This window comes from Microbacterium hydrothermale (genome assembly GCF_004854025.1).
Taxonomy (GTDB): domain Bacteria; phylum Actinomycetota; class Actinomycetes; order Actinomycetales; family Microbacteriaceae; genus Microbacterium; species Microbacterium hydrothermale.
The window spans coordinates 211,150-228,777 of record NZ_STGM01000003.1 but is presented as its reverse complement, the minus strand read 5'-3'; the positions used below and the strand labels follow the sequence as shown (position 1 = coordinate 228,777).

Annotated in this window: 19 protein-coding genes; 12 read left to right on the top strand and 7 right to left on the bottom strand. The window is 71.5% G+C overall.

Annotated elements, in window-relative coordinates; genetic code table 11:
• Window positions 1-19: 19 nt before the first annotated feature.
• Window positions 20-712 (bottom strand): winged helix-turn-helix domain-containing protein, encoded by a 693-nt coding sequence (locus FB047_RS07935; protein ID WP_076676835.1) that lies wholly within the window; start codon window positions 710-712, stop codon window positions 20-22.
• A gap of 116 nt (window positions 713-828) precedes the next feature.
• Here FB047_RS07935 and FB047_RS07930 point away from each other — a divergent pair, with 116 nt between their 5' ends.
• The 4 genes from FB047_RS07930 to FB047_RS07915 all read left to right on the top strand — a co-directional run bounded on the left by FB047_RS07930 (window position 829) and on the right by FB047_RS07915 (window position 4,052).
• Entirely contained in the window at window positions 829-1,119 is a 291-nt protein-coding gene (locus FB047_RS07930) for a hypothetical protein (RefSeq protein ID WP_136586646.1), read from the top strand.
• A 131-nt stretch (window positions 1,120-1,250) separates the two neighbouring features.
• Complete coding sequence (locus FB047_RS07925) at window positions 1,251-1,850, top strand: heme-binding beta-barrel domain-containing protein (protein WP_136586645.1); 600 nt, start codon at window positions 1,251-1,253, stop codon at window positions 1,848-1,850.
• Window position 1,851: 1 nt separating this feature from the next.
• The gene (ygfZ, locus tag FB047_RS07920; protein WP_136586644.1) at window positions 1,852-2,946 is read left to right on the top strand and encodes a CAF17-like 4Fe-4S cluster assembly/insertion protein YgfZ; all 1,095 of its coding nucleotides are present in this window, start codon (window positions 1,852-1,854) and stop codon (window positions 2,944-2,946) included.
• A complete protein-coding gene (locus tag FB047_RS07915) occupies window positions 2,943-4,052 on the top strand; it encodes an FUSC family protein (protein WP_205822758.1) in 1,110 nt (369 codons plus the stop codon). The genes ygfZ and FB047_RS07915 overlap by 4 nt, the downstream gene beginning before the upstream one ends.
• 29 nt (window positions 4,053-4,081) lie before the next feature.
• Here FB047_RS07915 and FB047_RS07910 read toward each other — a convergent pair whose 3' ends face one another.
• Window positions 4,082-4,870, bottom strand: a complete 789-nt coding sequence (locus tag FB047_RS07910; protein ID WP_136586643.1) for a class I SAM-dependent methyltransferase — start codon at window positions 4,868-4,870, stop codon at window positions 4,082-4,084.
• A gap of 59 nt (window positions 4,871-4,929) precedes the next feature.
• Between FB047_RS07910 and FB047_RS07905 the strand changes: the two genes are divergently transcribed.
• Window positions 4,930-5,676 carry a phosphoglyceromutase gene (locus tag FB047_RS07905; protein ID WP_136586642.1) on the top strand — a complete coding sequence of 249 codons (747 nt, stop codon included), beginning with the start codon at window positions 4,930-4,932 and terminating at the stop codon, window positions 5,674-5,676.
• Between the two features lie 65 nt (window positions 5,677-5,741).
• Here the strand turns inward: FB047_RS07905 and phoU are convergent, their stop codons facing one another.
• Complete coding sequence (gene phoU, locus FB047_RS07900; protein WP_136586641.1) at window positions 5,742-6,425, bottom strand: phosphate signaling complex protein PhoU; 684 nt, start codon at window positions 6,423-6,425, stop codon at window positions 5,742-5,744.
• Window positions 6,426-6,597: 172 nt separating this feature from the next.
• On the opposite strand from phoU, the gene FB047_RS07895 reads away from it, so the two are divergent.
• The gene (locus FB047_RS07895; RefSeq protein ID WP_136586640.1) at window positions 6,598-7,812 is read left to right on the top strand and encodes a sensor histidine kinase; all 1,215 of its coding nucleotides are present in this window, start codon (window positions 6,598-6,600) and stop codon (window positions 7,810-7,812) included.
• Window positions 7,809-8,492 (top strand): response regulator transcription factor, encoded by a 684-nt coding sequence (locus FB047_RS07890; RefSeq protein ID WP_136586639.1) that lies wholly within the window; start codon window positions 7,809-7,811, stop codon window positions 8,490-8,492. The genes FB047_RS07895 and FB047_RS07890 overlap by 4 nt, the downstream gene beginning before the upstream one ends.
• A 69-nt stretch (window positions 8,493-8,561) precedes the next feature.
• Here FB047_RS07890 and FB047_RS07885 read toward each other — a convergent pair whose 3' ends face one another.
• Complete coding sequence (locus FB047_RS07885) at window positions 8,562-9,152, bottom strand: DNA modification methylase (protein WP_240752672.1); 591 nt, start codon at window positions 9,150-9,152, stop codon at window positions 8,562-8,564.
• Between the two features lie 146 nt (window positions 9,153-9,298).
• On the opposite strand from FB047_RS07885, the gene FB047_RS07880 reads away from it, so the two are divergent.
• Window positions 9,299-9,781, top strand: a complete 483-nt coding sequence (locus tag FB047_RS07880; RefSeq protein ID WP_013585821.1) for a CarD family transcriptional regulator — start codon at window positions 9,299-9,301, stop codon at window positions 9,779-9,781.
• Between the two features lie 89 nt (window positions 9,782-9,870).
• On the top strand, window positions 9,871-11,073 hold the full coding sequence (gene ispD, locus FB047_RS07875; RefSeq protein WP_136586637.1) for a 2-C-methyl-D-erythritol 4-phosphate cytidylyltransferase: 1,203 nt from the start codon (window positions 9,871-9,873) through the stop codon (window positions 11,071-11,073).
• 8 nt (window positions 11,074-11,081) lie between these two features.
• On the opposite strand, the gene FB047_RS07870 is transcribed toward ispD, so the two are convergent.
• Entirely contained in the window at window positions 11,082-11,543 is a 462-nt protein-coding gene (locus FB047_RS07870; RefSeq protein ID WP_240752671.1) for a GNAT family N-acetyltransferase, read from the bottom strand.
• Between the two features lie 113 nt (window positions 11,544-11,656).
• Between FB047_RS07870 and cysS the strand changes: the two genes are divergently transcribed.
• From cysS to FB047_RS07855, 3 genes are read left to right on the top strand one after another with little or no spacing between them, the layout of a single operon-like run.
• Entirely contained in the window at window positions 11,657-13,054 is a 1,398-nt protein-coding gene (gene cysS, locus FB047_RS07865; protein ID WP_136586636.1) for a cysteine--tRNA ligase, read from the top strand.
• The gene (gene rlmB, locus FB047_RS07860; protein ID WP_136586635.1) at window positions 13,047-14,045 is read left to right on the top strand and encodes a 23S rRNA (guanosine(2251)-2'-O)-methyltransferase RlmB; all 999 of its coding nucleotides are present in this window, start codon (window positions 13,047-13,049) and stop codon (window positions 14,043-14,045) included. Before cysS ends, rlmB begins: the two co-directional genes overlap by 8 nt.
• A 25-nt stretch (window positions 14,046-14,070) precedes the next feature.
• Window positions 14,071-14,712, top strand: coding sequence for an NAD(P)-dependent oxidoreductase (locus FB047_RS07855; protein WP_136586634.1), 642 nt, complete (start codon window positions 14,071-14,073; stop codon window positions 14,710-14,712).
• Window positions 14,713-14,934: 222 nt separating this feature from the next.
• Here FB047_RS07855 and FB047_RS07850 read toward each other — a convergent pair whose 3' ends face one another.
• Window positions 14,935-16,257, bottom strand: coding sequence for a DUF4032 domain-containing protein (locus FB047_RS07850; RefSeq protein ID WP_136586633.1), 1,323 nt, complete (start codon window positions 16,255-16,257; stop codon window positions 14,935-14,937).
• Window positions 16,258-16,339: 82 nt separating this feature from the next.
• The gene (locus tag FB047_RS07845) at window positions 16,340-17,443 is read right to left on the bottom strand and encodes an ABC transporter ATP-binding protein (protein ID WP_136586632.1); all 1,104 of its coding nucleotides are present in this window, start codon (window positions 17,441-17,443) and stop codon (window positions 16,340-16,342) included.
• Window positions 17,444-17,628 lie beyond the last annotated feature (185 nt).

The following is a 17,628-nucleotide window of genomic DNA, read 5'->3' as shown; positions in this document are numbered from 1 at the left end:
ACACGCGGTTCCGCTCGGGTCAGGCGGGGGCGGATGCCGCCGCGGGCGCGTCGTCCTCGTAGACGTTGAACCGGTATCCGACGTTGCGCACGGTGCCGATCAGCTGCTCGAGATCGCCGAGCTTCGCGCGCAGCCGTCGCACGTGCACGTCGACCGTGCGGGTGCCGCCGAAGTAGTCGTACCCCCACACCTCGCTGAGCAGCTGCTCGCGCGTGAACACGCGGGAGGGGTGCGTGGCGAAGAAGTGCAGGAGCTGGAACTCCTTGTAGGTCAGGTCGAGCGGCTTGCCGTGCACCTTCGCCGAGTACGACGACTCGTCGATCGTGATTCCGGAGGTCTGGATGCGCGTCGACACCTGGTCGACCGTGCGCCGGCCCATCGCGAGGCGGATGCGCGCGTCGATCTCGGCGGGGCCCGCGCCCACGAGCACGACGTCGTCGATTCCCCAGTCGGTAGAGACGGCCGTCAGACCGCCCTCGGTGACGATGAGCACCAGGGGGGCTTCGACACCGGTGGTCGACATGATCTTGCACAGCGACTTCGCGCCGACGAGGTCGAAGCGCGCGTCGATGAAGATGACGTCGGCGCTGGGCGCGTTGATCAGCTGCGCCGCCTCGGCGGGGATCTGGCGCACGCGGTGGCTCAGCAGTTCGAGCGCGGGCAACGCCGCACCGCCGCCGGGGGCGGAGCTGAGAACGAGAAGCTGAGCCAAGTGGACCTCCCCGCGCGGCCTGCCGCGCACCCGATCATCTTAGGGTGAGGCGCCGCGCCCCACCGTCACCGGCGCTTCGCGTGCATCCGCGACGCCCTCTGAGTGATGATGGGGGCATGTCGACTCCCGACCTCACCCCCCGACGCACCTTCGGCGGGATCGTCGCCGTCTGGGTGCTCGCCGCTCTGGCCGGGGTGGCGATCGGTCTGTTCGCCCCGGCGGGATGGCGCGCCCAGTGGATCAGCGTCGCCCTCGGCGGTTGCATCATCGCGGCGTTCGCCGTGCAGCTCTGGTACGGCCGGTCGCAGGCCTTCATCCAGCGCATGGCGCTGAGCAGCCTCGGCGCCCTCGTCGTCCTCGGCGTCATCACGGCCGGTTTCGCGCTCGCGCAGCTCGCCGCCCTCTAAGATCGAAGCATGGACCTCCTCGCGCTCGAACTGTTCTTCGTGGGACTTCTCGGCCTCGCCTCGCTGGCGATCGCCTTCGTGTCGGGAACGGTCATCTGGAACCTCTATCGCGGCCAGCGCTGAGCGCTCCCGTGATCGAGATTCCGACCGACCTTCCGGCCGACCTCGTCCCCCTGTCGTGGCTCGTCGGTGTCTGGGAGGGCACCGGCGTCATCGACTACGAGGCCGACGGACGCACCTTCTCGGGCGAGTTCGCGCATCGCGTGAGCTTCAGCCACGACGGCGGCGCCTTCCTCAACTACTCGGCCGACGCCTGGCTCCTCGAGGGTGACGAGCGCCGCCCCCTGGTCTCCGAGATCGGCTACTGGCGACTGGCGCGGCCCGTCGGCGACGCCGACGCCGGTCCCGCTCTGCTGCCACCGACGGCGCCCGCCGTCGAGCGCACCGCCGACGACGTCGAGGCGCTGCGCAACGCCGACGGCGGCTTCGACCTCGAGGTGAGCCTCGCCCACGCCGACGGCGTGCTCGAGCTGTACGTCGGCCAGGTGAAGGGCCCGCGCATCGATCTGGCGACGGATGCCGTCGTGCGCACGGCCGGCGCGAAGCCTTATGCCGCGGCGACGCGCCTGTACGGTCTCGTCGACAACCACCTCCTGTGGGCGTGGGACATCGCCGCTCTCGGCCGGGAGCTCGGCTCCCACGCGTCGGCGCGTCTCGCCCGGGCGGAGTGACATGAGCACCCTCGCCGACGTCCCCGGTGCCGTGATCGACGAGCGGGGACTCCGCCACGTCGGTTCTCCGGTCGCGGAGCAGCGCAAGCTCGCCTCCGGTCGCGCCCTCGCCCCGCTCGGCGACAGGCGCGTGATCTCGGTGAGCGGAGACGACCGCCGCAGCTGGCTCGACTCGCTGTCGTCGCAGGCGCTCACGCACCTGGCGCCGGGGGTGTCGACCGAGATGTTGATCCTCGACCCGCAGGGACGGGTCGAGCACGCGGCATCCGTCATCGACGACGGAGAGACCACCTGGCTGATCGTGGACGCCACCGACGCCGAGGCGCTGGCCGCGTGGTTGACCCGCATGCGCTTCCGCCTGCGGGTGGAGGTGCGCGAACGCTCCGACGATCTCTTCGTGGTCGGCGGCACGCGCGAGGCGGTGGCGGGCCTCCGCACCGTCGCGCCCGTCTGGGTCGACCCGTGGCCGGAGGTCTCTCCCGGCGGCTGGGCGTACGCCCGCGTCGAGCCGCACCCCGGCGCCGAACGCGACTGGGCGGAGGCCGTGGTGGATGCCGCGGAGTTCGAGCGACTGCTCGACGCCGCCGTGCGCAGCGAGCTGTCGTTGGCCGGCCTCGACGCGGTCGAGGCGTTGCGGGTGGCCGCGTGGCGCCCGCGCGTCGGGGTGGACGCCGACGAGCGTCTGCTCCCGCACGAGATGGACTGGCTGCGCACCGCGGTGCACCTGTCGAAGGGGTGCTACCGCGGTCAGGAGACGGTGGCGAAGGTGCACAATCTCGGGCACCCGCCGCGCCGCGTCGTGGCCCTTCAGCTCGACGGCAGCGACAATCTGCTCCCCGTCCGGGGCGACGAGGTCCTCGCCGGTGACGTTGTGGTCGGCACCATCACCTCGGTCGCGGTGCACCACGAGGAGGGGCCGATCGCCCTGGCCCTGGTCAAGCGCACCGCCGCGGACGGGGTGCCGCTCGTCGTCATGACCGCCGACGGTCCGCTCGCCGCGTCCGCCGAGACCATCGTCCCCGCGGATGCCGGTGCGACGGCGGACGTTCCGCGCCTGCCGCGCCTGGGCCGCCGCCGCAGCAGCACCCAGGAATGAGCGCGGACGAGTCGTCGACGACCGTCGGGGTCGTCGTCCCTCGTTCCCGCTGGAGGTCCACCCTCTCCCGGCGCGTCCACCGCGTGCGCGAGTCGGTGCCCGCGATCGCCCAGATCGTCGTCGCCGCGACGGCGGCGTTCGCCTTCGCGCACTTCGTGCTCGGTCACCCGGTGCCCCTGCTCGCCGCGACCGTGACGGTGTCGAGCCTCGGGCTGGTGCGCGATGCCCGACCGTGGCGCGTCGCGGAGACCGTGCTGGGCATGCTCGTCGGCATCCTGATCGCCGAGGTCGTGCTGCTCGTCGCCGGTGCCGGCTGGTGGCAGATCGCCGTGGCGATGGCCGTCACGCTCGTGGTGGCGCGCTTCCTCTCGCCGCAGCCGGGATTCGCGCTGGCGGCCGTCGTGCAATCGCTCATCGCCCTCGTGCTCGTCTCGGGGGCACCGTTCCTGCGGCTCGTCGACGGGGCGATCGGCGGTGTCGCGGCGCTCGCGGTGACGGCCCTCATCCCGCGGACGCTGCGGCGCACGGAACTGCGCGACGCCGATGAGCTGTTCGACGCCATGGATGCCGCGATGTCGACGATCGTGCGGGCCCTGCGCAAGGGCGACCGGGCTCGTGCGGAGCGCGGTCTGGAACGGGCGCGTTCTCTGCAGACCTATGTCGACGCGTGGAGCGGGTCGTTGGAGTCGGGTCGCGAGGTGGCGCGGATCTCACCGTTCCTGCGCCGTCAGCGCGCCGAGCTGCAGCGCCACGAGCGCGTGCGGGAGGCCCTCGACCTCGCGACGCGCAACCTGCGGGTCGTGGCGCGCCGCGCCGCCTATCTCTGCGCCGATGGGCAGCCCCGCCCCGTGCCCGCCGATCTGCTTGCCGAGCTCGCCCGGGCGGCCGCCCTCGTGCGCGACGGCCTCGACGACATCTCGATGGAGCCCGCGGCGCGCGAGGCCCTCACCGCGCTCACCCGTCGCCTCGACCCCGCGCGGCTCCTCCCCGACGGCGGGATCGGCGAGCTCAACCTCGTCGCCGCGATGCGCCCGCTCGCGGTCGACCTGCTCGTCGCCGCGGGCGTGCCGTCGGCCGACGCGCGCGCCCTCCTGCCGCGCATCTGACAGACGCGGGCACGCCGCGCTCGCGCGGATCACCGCGGAGCGACGGCCTCCCACCGCACCCCGACCTCGCCCAGTCGCCATCGGTCGCGGCGCACCAGCGGCCAGCCCGCGTCGGCGAGGGCCTGCATCGCGGTGCGCCAGCGGTGCACCGGCCCGAAGGGGGCGACGCTCGCCGCGCGCGCCCACTCGCGATCGAGGGATGCCACGAACCCGTGCACGCGCTCCCCGTCGACGTTGCGATGGATGAGCGCTTTCGGCAGGCGCTCGGCCGCGATCGCGGGGGAGTCGAGCCCGCTCAGTCGCAGCGACACCGTGAGGGTGCGGGGGACGGCATCCGCCCCCACCTCCGCCCAGGTGGCGATGCGGCCGATCTCGTCGCACGTGCCCTCGACGAGGATGCCGTCGGGCTGCAGGCGGCCGCACATGCGCGTCCACGCCTCGGCGACGTCGGCCTCGTCGTACTGCCGCAGCACGTTCATCGCCCGGATGACGACCGGGCGCCGCTCGCCCGGCACGGGCACCTCGAAGCCGCCGCGGGCGAAGGAGATGCCGGGGACATCCTCGGCCTGTTCCCGCGCGCGCGAGACCCGGTCGGGATCGATCTCGAGGCCGAGGACGGTGGCATCCGGTCGGCTCCGGCGCAGCCGGGAGAGAAGCTCGAGCGGCGTCACCGCGCTCGCCCCGAAACCGAGGTCGACGACGAGGGGATCGTCCGTTCGGCGCAGCACGGGGTGGCGGGCGATCCACCGATCGATGCGGCGCAGGCGGTTGGTGCCCGTCGTGCCCCGCGTGGGGCGTCCGACGGGCGAGGGGGTCACTCCGACATGATGCCAGCATCGACTCGGGGGGCGGGCCCGCGCGTCGATAGCATGGAGTCATGCCTCACACGCTGATCCTCCTCCGCCACGGGCAGAGCGAGTGGAACAAGACCAACCAGTTCACCGGCTGGGTCGACGTGCGACTCACCGACCAGGGCAAGGACGAGGCCAAGCGCGGCGGCGAGCTGCTGGCCGAGTCCGGCGTTCTCCCCGACGTGCTGCACACCTCGGTGCTCAGCCGCGCGATCCAGACCGCCAACATCGCGCTCGACGCGGCCGACCGCCTGTGGATCCCGGTGAAGCGCTCGTGGCGTCTCAACGAGCGTCACTACGGCGCGCTGCAGGGCAAAGACAAGGCGCAGACCCTCGAGGAGTTCGGCAACGAGCAGTTCATGCTGTGGCGTCGCTCGTTCGACGTGCCGCCGCCGCCGCTGCCCGCCGACGATCAGTACAGCCAGGTCGGCGACCCGCGCTACGCGGGGATCGACGGCGAGGTCCCCGACACCGAGTCGCTCGCGATCGTCATCGACCGCATGCTGCCCTACTGGCACAGCGACATCGTCCCCGACCTCCAGGCCGGCAAGACGGTGCTCGTCACCGCGCACGGCAACTCGCTGCGCGGCCTCGTCAAGCACCTCGAGGGCATCAGCGACGCCGACATCGCCGAGCTGAACATCCCCACCGGCATCCCGCTCGTCTATCGCCTCGACGACGACATGAAGCCCCTCGGTCCGGGCGAGTACCTCGACCCCGAGGCCGCCGCCGCGGGTGCCGCCGCCGTGGCCGCGCAGGGCAACAAGCACTGACGCCGCGAACACGGAAGGGGGGTGGATGCCGCGGCATCCACCCCCCTTTCGCGTTCAGGCCGTGATTAGATGACCGGGCTCGGCTCGTGCTCGACCTCGTCGTCGGCGCCGGCCCAGTCGCCGGTCGCGAGGTAGACGACCTTCTTGGCGACCGACACCGCGTGGTCGGCGAAGCGCTCGTGGTACCGGCTGGCCAGGGTCGCGTCGACCGTCGCGGTGGCCTCGCCCTTCCAGGAGTCGCCGAGGACCTTCTCGAAGACGCTCACGTGCAGCTCGTCGATGTCGTCGTCGGCGTCGCGGATCGACTCGGCGATGCGCAGGTCCTGCGTGCGCAGCAGCTCGGCGAGCTTGCGCGCCACCTCGACGTCAAGCTCGCCCATGCGGGTGAACGTCGTCTTGAGTCCCTTCGGGATCGCGCGCTCGGGGAAGCGAGAGCGCGCGAGCTGAGCGATGTGCTCCGCCATGTCGCCCATGCGCTCGAGCGAGGCGCTCACGCGCAGGGCGGTGACGACGATGCGCAGGTCGCGGGCGACGGGCTGCTGGCGGGCGAGGATCTCGATGGCGAGCTCGTCGAGCTCGACGGCCTTCTCGTCGATGACCGCGTCGGCTTCGATGACCTCTTCTGCGAGGGACACGTCGCTGGTTCCGAAGGCACGCGTGGCGCGGTCGATCGCAACCGTCACGAGGTCGGCGATCTCGACCAGGCGGCTCTGGACGTCCTCGAGGGACTGGTGGAATACTTCGCGCATCGCGGGTACCTTCCTCGTCGGCGGCACGGCACATGGGTGTCCCGCAACCCTCGGGGATTCTTCCCAGCGAAGGTTAACGAGTGGTGCTGTGACAGTGAATAGTAGCCTCTGCCGCGGCCCGGGCGGGGGTGAACGGCGGGTGACGTCGCATCCGTCCCTTTACGCTGTGGATATGGAACAACCGCAGCTCTCGCTGCTCGCGCTCCTGGCGGGTCTCCTCATCGGGGCCGCGGTGGTCGGCCTCGTCGCCGGAGCCATCCGCTCCCGGAACCGCACCCTGGCGCAGACCTCGACCGAGGTGCCGGAGGGCGTGGAGGCCATGCTGGATGCGATGGACGACCCCGCGTTCGTGTGCGACACGTCGTCGACGGTGCTGGCGCTCTCTCCCGCGGCGGAGGTCTTCGGCGTGCACGCGGGCGAGGTCATCGCGAGCGAGGAGCTCAAGCGCGTGGCGCGCGTCGCCCGCGACACCGGGGCGGGGATCGCGGAGAACCTCCGCCTTCGCCGCGGCGCGGCTCCCGCCGAACCGAGGCTCGTCGCCGTGCGGGCGACGCCCATCTCGGGGCGCCTCACCCTCCTGGTCCTGCGCGACATCACCGAGCGCGAGCGCGTGGAGGAGATGCGGCGGGACTTCGTCGCCAACACCAGTCACGAGCTGAAGACGCCGGTCGGCGCCGTCAGCCTCCTGGCCGAGGCGATCGAGTCGGCCGCCGACGACCCCGCCCAGGTGCGCCACTTCTCGACGCGCCTGCAGGCCGAGGTGACCCGGCTGAGCGCTCTCGTCAACCGCATCCTGAGCCTGTCGCGTCTGCAGGCGGCCGATGAACTGCGCGACGTGCGCGACGTCTCGATCGACGAGGTCGTGACCGCCGCCGTCGAGGCCTACGCCGTGCAGGCGGATGCCGCCCAGGTGACGGTGGTGCGCGGCGGGACCAAGGGGCTGTGGGTGCGCGGAGAGCCGCAGATCCTCACCGAGGCCCTCGGCAACCTGGTCGCGAATGCGATCGCCTACTCGCCGGAGGGGTCGAAGGTCGGTGTGGGGGTCAAGCTCGACGACGGCGTCGTGGAGATCGCCGTCACCGACCGCGGTATCGGCATCCCCGAGAGCGACCAGCACCGGGTCTTCGAGCGCTTCTACCGCGCCGACCAGGCGCGCTCGCGGCGCACGGGTGGCACGGGCCTCGGCCTGTCCATCGTCAAGCACGCGGTCCAGCGGCACGGCGGCGAGGTCCGACTCTGGTCGAAGCCCGCGCGCGGCTCGACCTTCACCATCCGCCTTCCGCTGTCCGAGACCCCCGATCTCGACGGCACCCGCTCCAAGCCGCGTCGCAAGGGCCGCAAGGCCACCGCAGCGATCGCCGTACCCGTGAAGGGAGACACCGCATGACCCGCGTTCTGATCGTCGAGGACGAACCCGATCTCGCCGACCCGCTGGCCTACCTGCTGCGCCGCGAAGGCTACGAGGTCGAGATCGCCGAGGACGGTGCCCTCGCCCTCTCGGCGTTCCGCGAGCGGGGGGCGGACATCCTGCTGCTCGATCTCATGCTGCCCGGGATGCCGGGGACCGAGGTCTGCCGCCAGCTGCGGCTGACGTCGCAGGTACCGATCATCATGCTCACCGCGAAGGACTCCGAGGTCGACATCGTGGTGGGCCTCGAGCTCGGCGCCGACGACTATGTCACGAAGCCGTACTCCACGCGCGAGCTGCTCGCGCGCATGCGGGCTGTCCTGCGGCGGCGCTCGCCCGAGGAGAGCGACCTCGACGACCGCGTGCTGTCGGGTGGACGGGTGGTGCTCGACATCGACCGGCACACGGTGGCCGTCGACGGCAGCGAGATCAACATCCCCCTCAAGGAGTTCGAACTGCTCGAGGTCCTGATGCGCAACGCGGGTCGCGTCCTCACCCGCGGTCAGCTGATCGATCGGGTGTGGGGCACCGATTACTTCGGCGACACCAAGACGCTGGACGTGCACATCAAGCGCATCCGGTCGCGCATCGAGCGCAACCCGAGCGAGCCCAGCATGCTCGTCACCGTCCGCGGCCTCGGCTACCGCTTCGAGGCCTGAGGTCCGGTTCCCGCGATCCGGGAACGACGAAGGCGCCGACGGAGACCGTCGGCGCCTTCGTCGTTCGTCTCAGGACGCGGGAGTCGCGGAGGGCGACGGCGTCACGGTCGGCATGACCGGGACCGGGGTCACCGAGAAGGACGGCGCGGGCGTCGGCGCGAGCGTCGAGAGGTAGGCGAGGGCGCCGTCGAGGACGGGCACCTGCATGAGCGATCCCTCGCCGTCGCCGGACTGGAAGTACACCGGGACGGTCGAGCCGGGGACCGCGTCGATGTCGTTCAGGCGCAGCGGCTCGGTGTCGGAGGTGAGGTCGCCGAGGCTGAGCGTCTTGTTCGCCGGCACGATCACGTTGGACTTCACCGCCGAGGAGCCCTCGCCGACCTCGATGCGCAGCGTGAGCGAGTCGGAGGTGTCGTTGACGATGGCGGCCACGAGGTTGCCGGTCGTTCCGTCTTCGTCGGCCACGATGAGCGCGTTGCGCACGTGCAGCGGGCCGGAGTCGGCGGGGACGTTCACGCCGTCGGAGGCGGAATAGTCGATGGTGGTCGCCTGCGGTGCGATGAGGTTGCACCCCGTCGTGCCCAGCACGACAGCGGCACCCACGGCGATGGACGCGATCAGGCGCGTTTTCACGGATCCTCCAAGAACGGCAGACGACATCGGAATCATCCTACGGGGTCCGAGGCGGCGACCCGGCCCCGTCGTCGCCGTGCGGGCGCGCGGGAGCAGGAGGGGTGCGGGGTGGGCGGAACCTTAGCGCATGCGGGCCTGTGGTATCCTGGATGTTGCCGAAAGGACATAACTCCATGCTTTTTGAGGTTGGCGAGACCGTCGTTTACCCGCACCATGGCGCGGCCACGATCATCGAGGTCAAAGAACGCGTTATCAAGGGCGAGACGAAGAAGTACCTGAAGCTCAACGTCACCCAGGGAGACCTCGTCATCGAGGTCCCTGCCGACAACGTCGACCTCGTCGGCGTCCGTGACGTGATCGGCAAGGAGGGTCTCGATCGCGTCTTCGACGTGCTGCGCGCGCCTTTCACCGAGGAGCCGACCAACTGGTCGCGTCGCTACAAGGCGAACCTCGAGAAGCTCGCGTCGGGCGACGTCATCAAGGTCAGCGAGGTCGTTCGCGACCTGTGGCGCCGCGACCAGGACCGCGGACTGTCGGCGGGCGAGAAGCGCATGCTGGCCAAGGCGCGCCAGATCCTCGTGTCGGAGCTCGCTCTGGCTGAGAAGACCGACGAAGACCGTGCGAGCGTCGTGCTCGACGAGGTCCTCGCGTCCTGACGCCTCACGATCGGCGCGCACCCTCTGAGGGGTGCGCGCCGATCGTCGTCGCGGGCACGGGCGGGGCGTCGCCGCGCTAGCGTGAACGGGTGACTCTCACTCCGGTTCCGCGCCTCGCGGTCATCGTCGTCGCCGCCGGCTCCGGCACCCGCCTGCGCGGGGGAGCGCCGAAGGCCTTCGTCGGCCTCGACGAGCGCAGCATCCTGCATCACGCCCTGCGGGGAGTCTTCGCCGCCGAGGCGGCCCAGGTGGTGGTTGTCGTCCCCGACGGGTTCGAGGGGGAGGCGCTCACCGACGCGCGGGACGCGGCCGGCGACCGGACCGACCTGGTCACCGTGGTCACGGGCGGCGCCACGCGACAGGAGTCCGTCGCGGCGGGCCTGGGAGCACTTTGGGCCGATGTCGAGATCGTCCTGGTGCACGACGCAGCGCGGGCTCTGACCCCGCGCGCGGTGTTCGATCGCGTGGTCGCGGCCGTCGACGCCGGCGCCGTCGCGGTCATCCCGACGCTTCCCGTCGTCGACACGATCAAGCGCGTCGACGCCGAGGGTCATGTGGTCGCGGCGGTCGACCGCTCCGAGCTCGCCGCCGCGCAGACGCCCCAGGGGTTCCGTCGCGACGTGCTCGAGGCGGCGTTGCGCAGCGCGGACGACGACCATACCGATGACGCCGCGGCGGTGGCATCCGCCGGTCATCCGGTCCTCACCGTCGAGGGCGACGCGGCGGCGTTCAAGATCACGACGGCCCCCGACCTGGAGCGCGCGCGGGCGATCGTCTCGGAGCGTCCCCTCGCGGCGACGCTGGCCGCCCCGGCGCAGCGGGGTCCGCAGGTGGGCATCGGGACCGACGTGCACGCGTTCGGCGGTGACGGCACGCTGTGGCTCGCCGGGCTCGAGTGGCCGGGCGAGGTCGCCCTCTCGGGTCACAGCGACGGAGACGCCGTGGCCCACGCGATCGTCGACGCCCTGCTCGCCGCCGCCGGCCTCGGCGACATCGGCACGCATTTCGGCGTGGATCGCCCCGAGTTCGCCGGCGCCCACGCCGACGCCTTCCTCTCGCACACCGTGGGTCTGCTGTCGGCGGCGGGCTGGCGCGTGGGCAACGTCTCGGTGCAGGTGCAGGCCAATCGTCCGCGCTTCGCCGCGCGGCGCACCGAGGCGGAGCGCGCACTCGCGGCGGCCCTGGGCGGCGCCCCCGTCTCGGTGAGCGCCACCACGACCGACGGTCTCGGTTTCACCGGGCGCACGGAAGGCGTCGCCGCGTTCGCGACCGCCCTGGTCCTGCCGGCCTGAGCCCCGGGTCAGAGGCGACGGGTCATGAAGGTCGACAGCGGGTCGGCCGCGTACGGCGGGAACGGGCCGCACTCCTCGAATCCCTCGCTGAGGTAGAGCCGGCGGGCGGGGACGAAGTCGTCGGTGCTCCCCGTCTCGAGCCAGAGGCTGTCGATTCCCCGCTCGCGCGCATCGTCGACGATGCGGCGGAGGATCGCCCGGCCCACACCCCGCCCGAGGAACGCGTCGACCACCCGCATCGACTTCAGCTCCGCGCGGTCCGCGCCGAGGTCCTTGCACGCGCCGATTCCCGCGAGGTCGCCGTCGATCCACGCCGACCACATCCGGATGCCGTCGGCGGCGAGCCCGTCGACATCGAGCGCGTGCACGCTCTCGGCGGGCGTGTTCGCGAACATCCCCGCCAGGTGCGCGGTCACGAGGGCGCGGACGGCGGGGGAGGACGGATCGTCGGGGCGGATCTCGAGGGTCACCCCGGCACCCTAGTGCGCGGGTGTTTCGAGCGGGAGTCCGCGCCCCGAGCGCACGGAGCGGCGGCGCGCGGCCGACACGGGTCGCGGTCAGGGGCGGCCGGTAGGCTGGAAGGGTGACCGTTCGGCTGTATGACACGAAAGCGCAGGCTCTGCGCGACTTCGTCCCTCTCGACCCCTCGAACGTCACCCTCTACGTCTGCGGACCTACCGTGCAGTCGGGCCCGCACATCGGGCACGTGCGCGCCGCTCTCGCGTTCGACCTGCTCCGTCGTTGGCTCGCCCACCGCTTCGGGCGGGTCACGTTCGTGCGCAACGTGACCGACATCGACGACAAGGTCCTCGCCAACGCCACTCCGGCGGAGCCGTGGTGGGCCCTGGCCTACCGCATGGAGCTCGAGTTCACCCGGGCCTATGCCGCCGTCGGCATCCTTCCCCCCACGTACGAGCCGCGCGCGACCGCATCGGTCACGCAGATGCAGGAGCTGATCGGCGAGCTCATCGAACGCGGTCACGCGTACGCCGCCGCGGGCGACGTCTATTTCGATGTGCGGTCGTGGCCCGCCTACGGCGAGCTGACCCGACAGGGACTGGATGCCATGGAGCCCGCCGCCGACGCCGATCCGCGCGGCAAGCGCGACCCGCACGACTTCGCGCTGTGGAAGGGCGCGAAGGACGGGGAGCCGCCGTCGGCGATCTGGGCCTCGCCGTGGGGCCAGGGTCGACCCGGCTGGCACATCGAGTGCTCGGCCATGTCGCGGCGCTATCTCGGTCCCGAGTTCGACATCCACGGGGGCGGGCTCGATCTGCGCTTCCCGCATCACGAGAACGAGATCGCGCAGTCCACCGCCGCGGGCGACGCCTTCGCCCGGTACTGGGTGCACAACGGCCTGGTCACCGTCGACGGGCAGAAGATGTCGAAGTCGCTCGGTAACTTCACCCTCGCCGCCGACGTCCTCGCCGCGCACGACCCGCAGGTCGTGCGTTACGCCCTCGCGGCGGCCCACTACCGCTCGAACCTCGACGTGTCGGACCGCGCCTTCGCCGAGGCATCCAGCGCGCTCGAGCGCATCTCGACCTTCCGCGAGCGCGCGTCGCGACTCCCCGCCGCCTCCGATGGTCGCGCGGACGAACCGGGGGAGATCCCCGCGGCCTTCGCGGCCTCGCTCGACGACGACCTCGGGGTGCCGCAGGCGCTCGCCACCCTGCACGAGACGGTGCGCGCCGGCAACAGCGCCATCGACGCGGGCGACACCGCGGCAGCGATCACCGCCGCGCGCGCGGTGACCGCGATGCTGGGCGTCCTGGGGCTGGACACCGCGGCACCCGCCGCCGCGACGGGAGCGGTCGACACCGCGCTCGACGCCCTCGTGCAGGAGATGATCGCGCAGCGCGCCCGTGCCCGCGCCGACAAGGACTGGGCTGCCGCCGACCGCATCCGCGATGCCGTCGCCGCCGCCGGAATCACGCTGGAGGACACTCCGGCCGGAACCAATTGGAGTATCGATGCCTAAGCCTGGACGCCCGGGAGCACGCAACCCCGGCAAGAAGAAGGGCCCCCTGAAGGGCACTGGCGGGCATTCCCGCAAGGCGCTCGAGGGCCGCGGGCCCACGCCCAAGGCCGAGGACCGTGCGTGGCACCCCGCCGGTAAGCGCAAGGCCGCCCAGGAGCGGTACGCCGCGGCCGGCGGCAAGGCGAAGCCGGGCGTGCGCGCCGTCGGCGGCAACCCGAACCGCAAGAGCCCCAAGGCCTCCGACGACACCGAGACGGTCACCGGCCGCAACTCGGTGCTCGAGGCGCTGCGGGCGAAGATCCCCGCGACCGCGATGTACATCGCGCAGCGCGTCGAGATGGACGACCGCGTGAAAGAGATGCTGTCGATCGCGACGAACCGCGGCATCCCCGTCCTTGAGGTCACCCGCCCCGAGCTCGACCGCATGGCGGGCTTCGACGGCGTGCACCAGGGCGTCGCCCTCAAGGTGCCGCCGTACTCCTACGCGCACCCGCAGGACCTGCTCGAGCAGATCATCGACCGCGGCGAGGTTCCGCTGCTGGTCGCCCTCGACGGCGTGACCGACCCCCGCAACCTCGGCGCGATCATCCGCTCCACCGGTGCGTTCGGCGGTCAGGGCCTGATCATCCCGCAGCGCCGTTCGGCGAGCGTCAACTCGGCCGCGTGGAAGACGAGCGCGGGAGCCGCCGCGCGCATCCCCGTCGCCCTCGCCGCCAACCTCACGGCCACGCTCAAGGAGTTCAAGAAGCAGGGCGTCTTCGTCCTGGGTCTCGACGGCGACGGCGACGTGTCGCTGCCGGCCCTCGAGCTCGCCGATCGTCCCGTCGTGATCGTGGTGGGTTCCGAGGGCAAGGGCCTCTCCCGCCTGGTCACCGAGACGTGCGACCAGGTCGTGTCGATCCCGATCTCGACCGCGACCGAGTCGCTGAACGCCGGTATCGCGGCATCCGTCGCGCTCTACCAGGTGTCGACGCTGCGCGCCGCGAACTGATCCCCGCCCCTCAGGAAGGAACGTCATGCCCCGTATCGCCGTCATCGGAGGAACCGGCTACGCCGGTAGCCACATCGTCGCCGAGGCCGCACGTCGCGGTCACACCGTCGTGTCGGTCGCGCGGTCGGTTCCGACCGAACGCGTCGAGGGCGCGACCTACCTCGAGGGGACCGTCCTCGACGTCCCCGGTCTCGTCGCGCAGCTCGAGGGCGTCGAGGTCGTCGTGTCGGCGGTCGCGCCGCGCGGCGACATGGAGGGCAAGCTCCGCCCCGCGATCGCCGAACTCGTCACGGCCCTGCCCGAGAACGTGCGCGTGGGCGTCGTCGGCGGTGCGGGCGGCTCGCTCGTCGCCGAGGGCGGACCGCGCCTGATCGACACCGACGGCTTCGCCGAGGAGTACAAGCCCGAGGCGCGCGAGGCCATCGGCATCCTCGAGGACCTGCAGGCCGACGACACCGGGCGCGACTGGTTCTACGTGCACCCGGCCGGCGGCTTCGGCGCGTGGGCTCCGGGGGAGCGCACCGGGTCGTACCGCGACGGCGGCGAAGTCCTCGTCGTCGACGGCAACGGCGACTCCTTCATCGGCGGTGCGGACTTCGCGGTCGCCGTCGTCGACGAGATCGAGAACCCGAAGCACTCGCGCGGACGCTTCACCGTCGGTTACTGAGCCGTTCCGTCACGACGAGGCCGTGGCATCCCGGGTCGATCCCGGATGCCACGGCCTCCGCCGTTCCGGGACGATCACGCCGCCGCGGCCTCGGTCGGGCGCGAGATCACCCGATCGGCCCGAGATCACCCGCTCGGTACGTGTGCTCTCGGCCCGAGCGTGTGATCTCGCGCGACGGCGACGGCGACGGCGACGGCGTCGGCGAGGACGCGGGCCCGCGGCTCAGACGAGATCGCGCCAGTCGACCAGGTCGGTGTCGGTGGTGGGGACCTCACCGGTGGCCGGAGCATCGGCGTCGGACACCGTGGGGATCGACATCGTGTCGGTCGGCGGACCCATCACGGTCGCCTCGTCGCGGCGGTGGCGTAGGACGTCGTCGATGTACGAGCTGACGACCTCGGCGAGGGGGACCGAGCGGCCGCGCGCCTGCGACATGTACCACCGGTGCTCCAGCACCTGGTGGAACACCTCGGCGGGCTCGAGCTTGGCGCGCAGATCCCACGGGATGGCCATGACGATCGGCTCGAAGACACGGGTCAGCCACTCGTGGGCGACCATCTCCTCGTCGGCGCCGAGGCGTGAGACGCGCGCGCGGAACTCGTCGAGGTCGTTGAGCAGACGGCGCGCCTGATTCTCTTCGACGTCGAGGCCCGTCAGTCGCAGCAGACGGCGCTGGTGGTGACCGGCATCGACGACCTTCGGTTGGATCGAGACCTGCGTGCCGTCGCTCGCGGTGCGGATCGACATCTCGCCGATGTCGAAGCCGAGGGCGTTCAGGCGATGCACGCGCTCGGTGATGCGCCACGACTCGTCGACCGCGAACGACTCCTTGTCGGTGAGGGCGCCCCACAGCGAGTGATACGACGACACGAGCCCGTCGGCGATGGCGACGGCATCCACCCCGCCCTCGAGCCGGCCGCCGGCTTCGAGGTCCATGATCTCGCCGGCGATGTTGGTGCGGGCGATGTCGAGGTCGTGGGCCCGCTGCCCGGGGCTGAGGCGGTTGCCGTGCAGCTCGCCGGTCTCGGCGTCGACGAGGTAGGCGGCGAACTCGCCGGCATCCCGTCGGAAGAGCGTGTTCGACAGCGAGACGTCGCCCCAGTAGAAGCCCACGTTGTGCAGGCGCACCAGGAGCACGGCGAGGGCGTCGACCAGACGCGTAGCCGTGTGCGGGCGCAGCACCTGCGTGAACAGGGCGCGGTAGGGGAGCGAGAAGCGCAGGTGGGCGGTCACCAGGGCCGCGGGGAGCGGACGGCCCGAGGCATCGGTGCGTCCGGCGATGACGGCGACGCGGTCGACGCAGGGGGCGGCGAGACGGTCGAGGTTCCCGAGCATGTCGTACTCGCGGCGGGCCATCTCCTCGGTGGTCTCCTTGATGGCCACCACGCGACCGGAGAGGTTCGCGAAGCGCACGAGGTGACGGGAGATGCCCTTCGGCAGGGCGACGATGTGGCTGCTCGGCCAGTCGGCCAGGCCGGTCGACCACGGCAGCTGCAGGAGACCCGGGTCGACGGTGCTGGCGGTGATGCTGAGCGATTCGGACACGGAAACCTCCGGGAAAACGGTGCGGCGCGCCCCCGGCCCGACCAGGTCGGGATGCCGAGGACGCGCCGCGTCGATGCGTGGGTCAGGCGGAGGCGATGGCCCGGTCGGTCAGGCGCTCGCCCGACTCGAGGTCGAACACGTGCACGTGTCCGGGGACCGGGGCCAGCACGACCGTCTCGCCCGCGTTGGGGTGACGGCGACCGTCGACGCGAGCGACGAGGTCGGTGCGCTTGCCGTTGATGTCGACGTGACCGTACAGGTAGCCGTCGGCGCCGAGCTCCTCGACGAGGTCGACGACGACCTTGAGGCCGCGGCCGTCGGCCGGGGCGACCTGGATGTCCTCGGGACGCACGCCGATGGTGACCTCGGAGCCATGGGCCTTGCCGATGGTGTCGGCCTCGACGGGGACCACGAGGTCGCCGAACCGCACGCCGCCCTCGGCCAGGTCCGCGGTGAAGAGGTTCATCGCGGGCGAGCCGATGAAGCCGGCCACGAAGACGTTCTTCGGGGTCTCGTACAGGTCGCGCGGGGTGCCGACCTGCTGCAGCAGACCGTCCTTGAGGACCGCGATGCGGTCGCCCATGGTGAGGGCCTCGGTCTGGTCGTGCGTGACGTAGACCGTGGTGACGCCGAGGCGACGCTGGAGCGACGCGATCTGGGTGCGCGTCTGGACGCGGAGCTTGGCGTCGAGGTTCGACAGCGGCTCGTCCATGAGGAACACCTGGGGCTGACGGACGATCGCGCGACCCATGGCGACGCGCTGACGCTGACCACCCGAGAGGGCCTTGGGCTTGCGGGTGAGGTACTGCTCGAGGTCGAGGAGCTTGGCGGCCTCGAGGACGCGGGCCGCGCGCTCCTCCTTGCCGACACCGGCGATCTTGAGCGCGAAGCCCATGTTCTCGGCGACGGTCATGTGGGGGTACAGCGCGTAGTTCTGGAAGACCATCGCGATGTCGCGGTCCTTCGGGGGCACGTCGGTGACGTCGCGGTCGCCGATGAGGATGCGACCCGAGTTGACCTCTTCGAGGCCGGCGAGCATGCGCAGCGAGGTGGACTTACCGCAGCCCGAGGGGCCGACGAGGACGAGGAACTCGCCGTCTGCGACGTCGAGGTTCAGCTTGTCGACCGCGGGGCGGGTTCCGCCCGGGTACAGACGGGTTGCGTTGTCGAAGGTGACGGACGCCATGTTTTCTTCTCCTTCACCGGCAGGTACGTGCCGGACGATCCGTAGTGAATGGAATGAACGGGGGCGACCCCGTGCGCCCGACGTTGGACGCAGGGTCAGTATCGCACGTGTCTGGCCATTTCTCAGCCAGCCTCGTTAGCATCGTTGATCGTTCGCCCCACCCGCGCGTTCCCCCCGATTTCATG

Coding starts and splice junctions, on each gene's coding strand:
- FB047_RS07930 (WP_136586646.1), top strand. CDS start 829: ATGTCGACTCCCGACCTCACCCCCCGACGCACCTTCGGCGGGATCGTC.
- ygfZ (WP_136586644.1), top strand. CDS start 1,852: ATGAGCACCCTCGCCGACGTCCCCGGTGCCGTGATCGACGAGCGGGGA.
- FB047_RS07915 (WP_205822758.1), top strand. CDS start 2,943: ATGAGCGCGGACGAGTCGTCGACGACCGTCGGGGTCGTCGTCCCTCGT.
- FB047_RS07905 (WP_136586642.1), top strand. CDS start 4,930: ATGCCTCACACGCTGATCCTCCTCCGCCACGGGCAGAGCGAGTGGAAC.
- phoU (WP_136586641.1), bottom strand. CDS start 6,425: ATGCGCGAAGTATTCCACCAGTCCCTCGAGGACGTCCAGAGCCGCCTG.
- FB047_RS07895 (WP_136586640.1), top strand. CDS start 6,598: ATGGAACAACCGCAGCTCTCGCTGCTCGCGCTCCTGGCGGGTCTCCTC.
- FB047_RS07890 (WP_136586639.1), top strand. CDS start 7,809: ATGACCCGCGTTCTGATCGTCGAGGACGAACCCGATCTCGCCGACCCG.
- FB047_RS07885 (WP_240752672.1), bottom strand. CDS start 9,152: ATGTCGTCTGCCGTTCTTGGAGGATCCGTGAAAACGCGCCTGATCGCG.
- FB047_RS07880 (WP_013585821.1), top strand. CDS start 9,299: ATGCTTTTTGAGGTTGGCGAGACCGTCGTTTACCCGCACCATGGCGCG.
- rlmB (WP_136586635.1), top strand. CDS start 13,047: ATGCCTAAGCCTGGACGCCCGGGAGCACGCAACCCCGGCAAGAAGAAG.
- FB047_RS07855 (WP_136586634.1), top strand. CDS start 14,071: ATGCCCCGTATCGCCGTCATCGGAGGAACCGGCTACGCCGGTAGCCAC.
- FB047_RS07845 (WP_136586632.1), bottom strand. CDS start 17,443: ATGGCGTCCGTCACCTTCGACAACGCAACCCGTCTGTACCCGGGCGGA.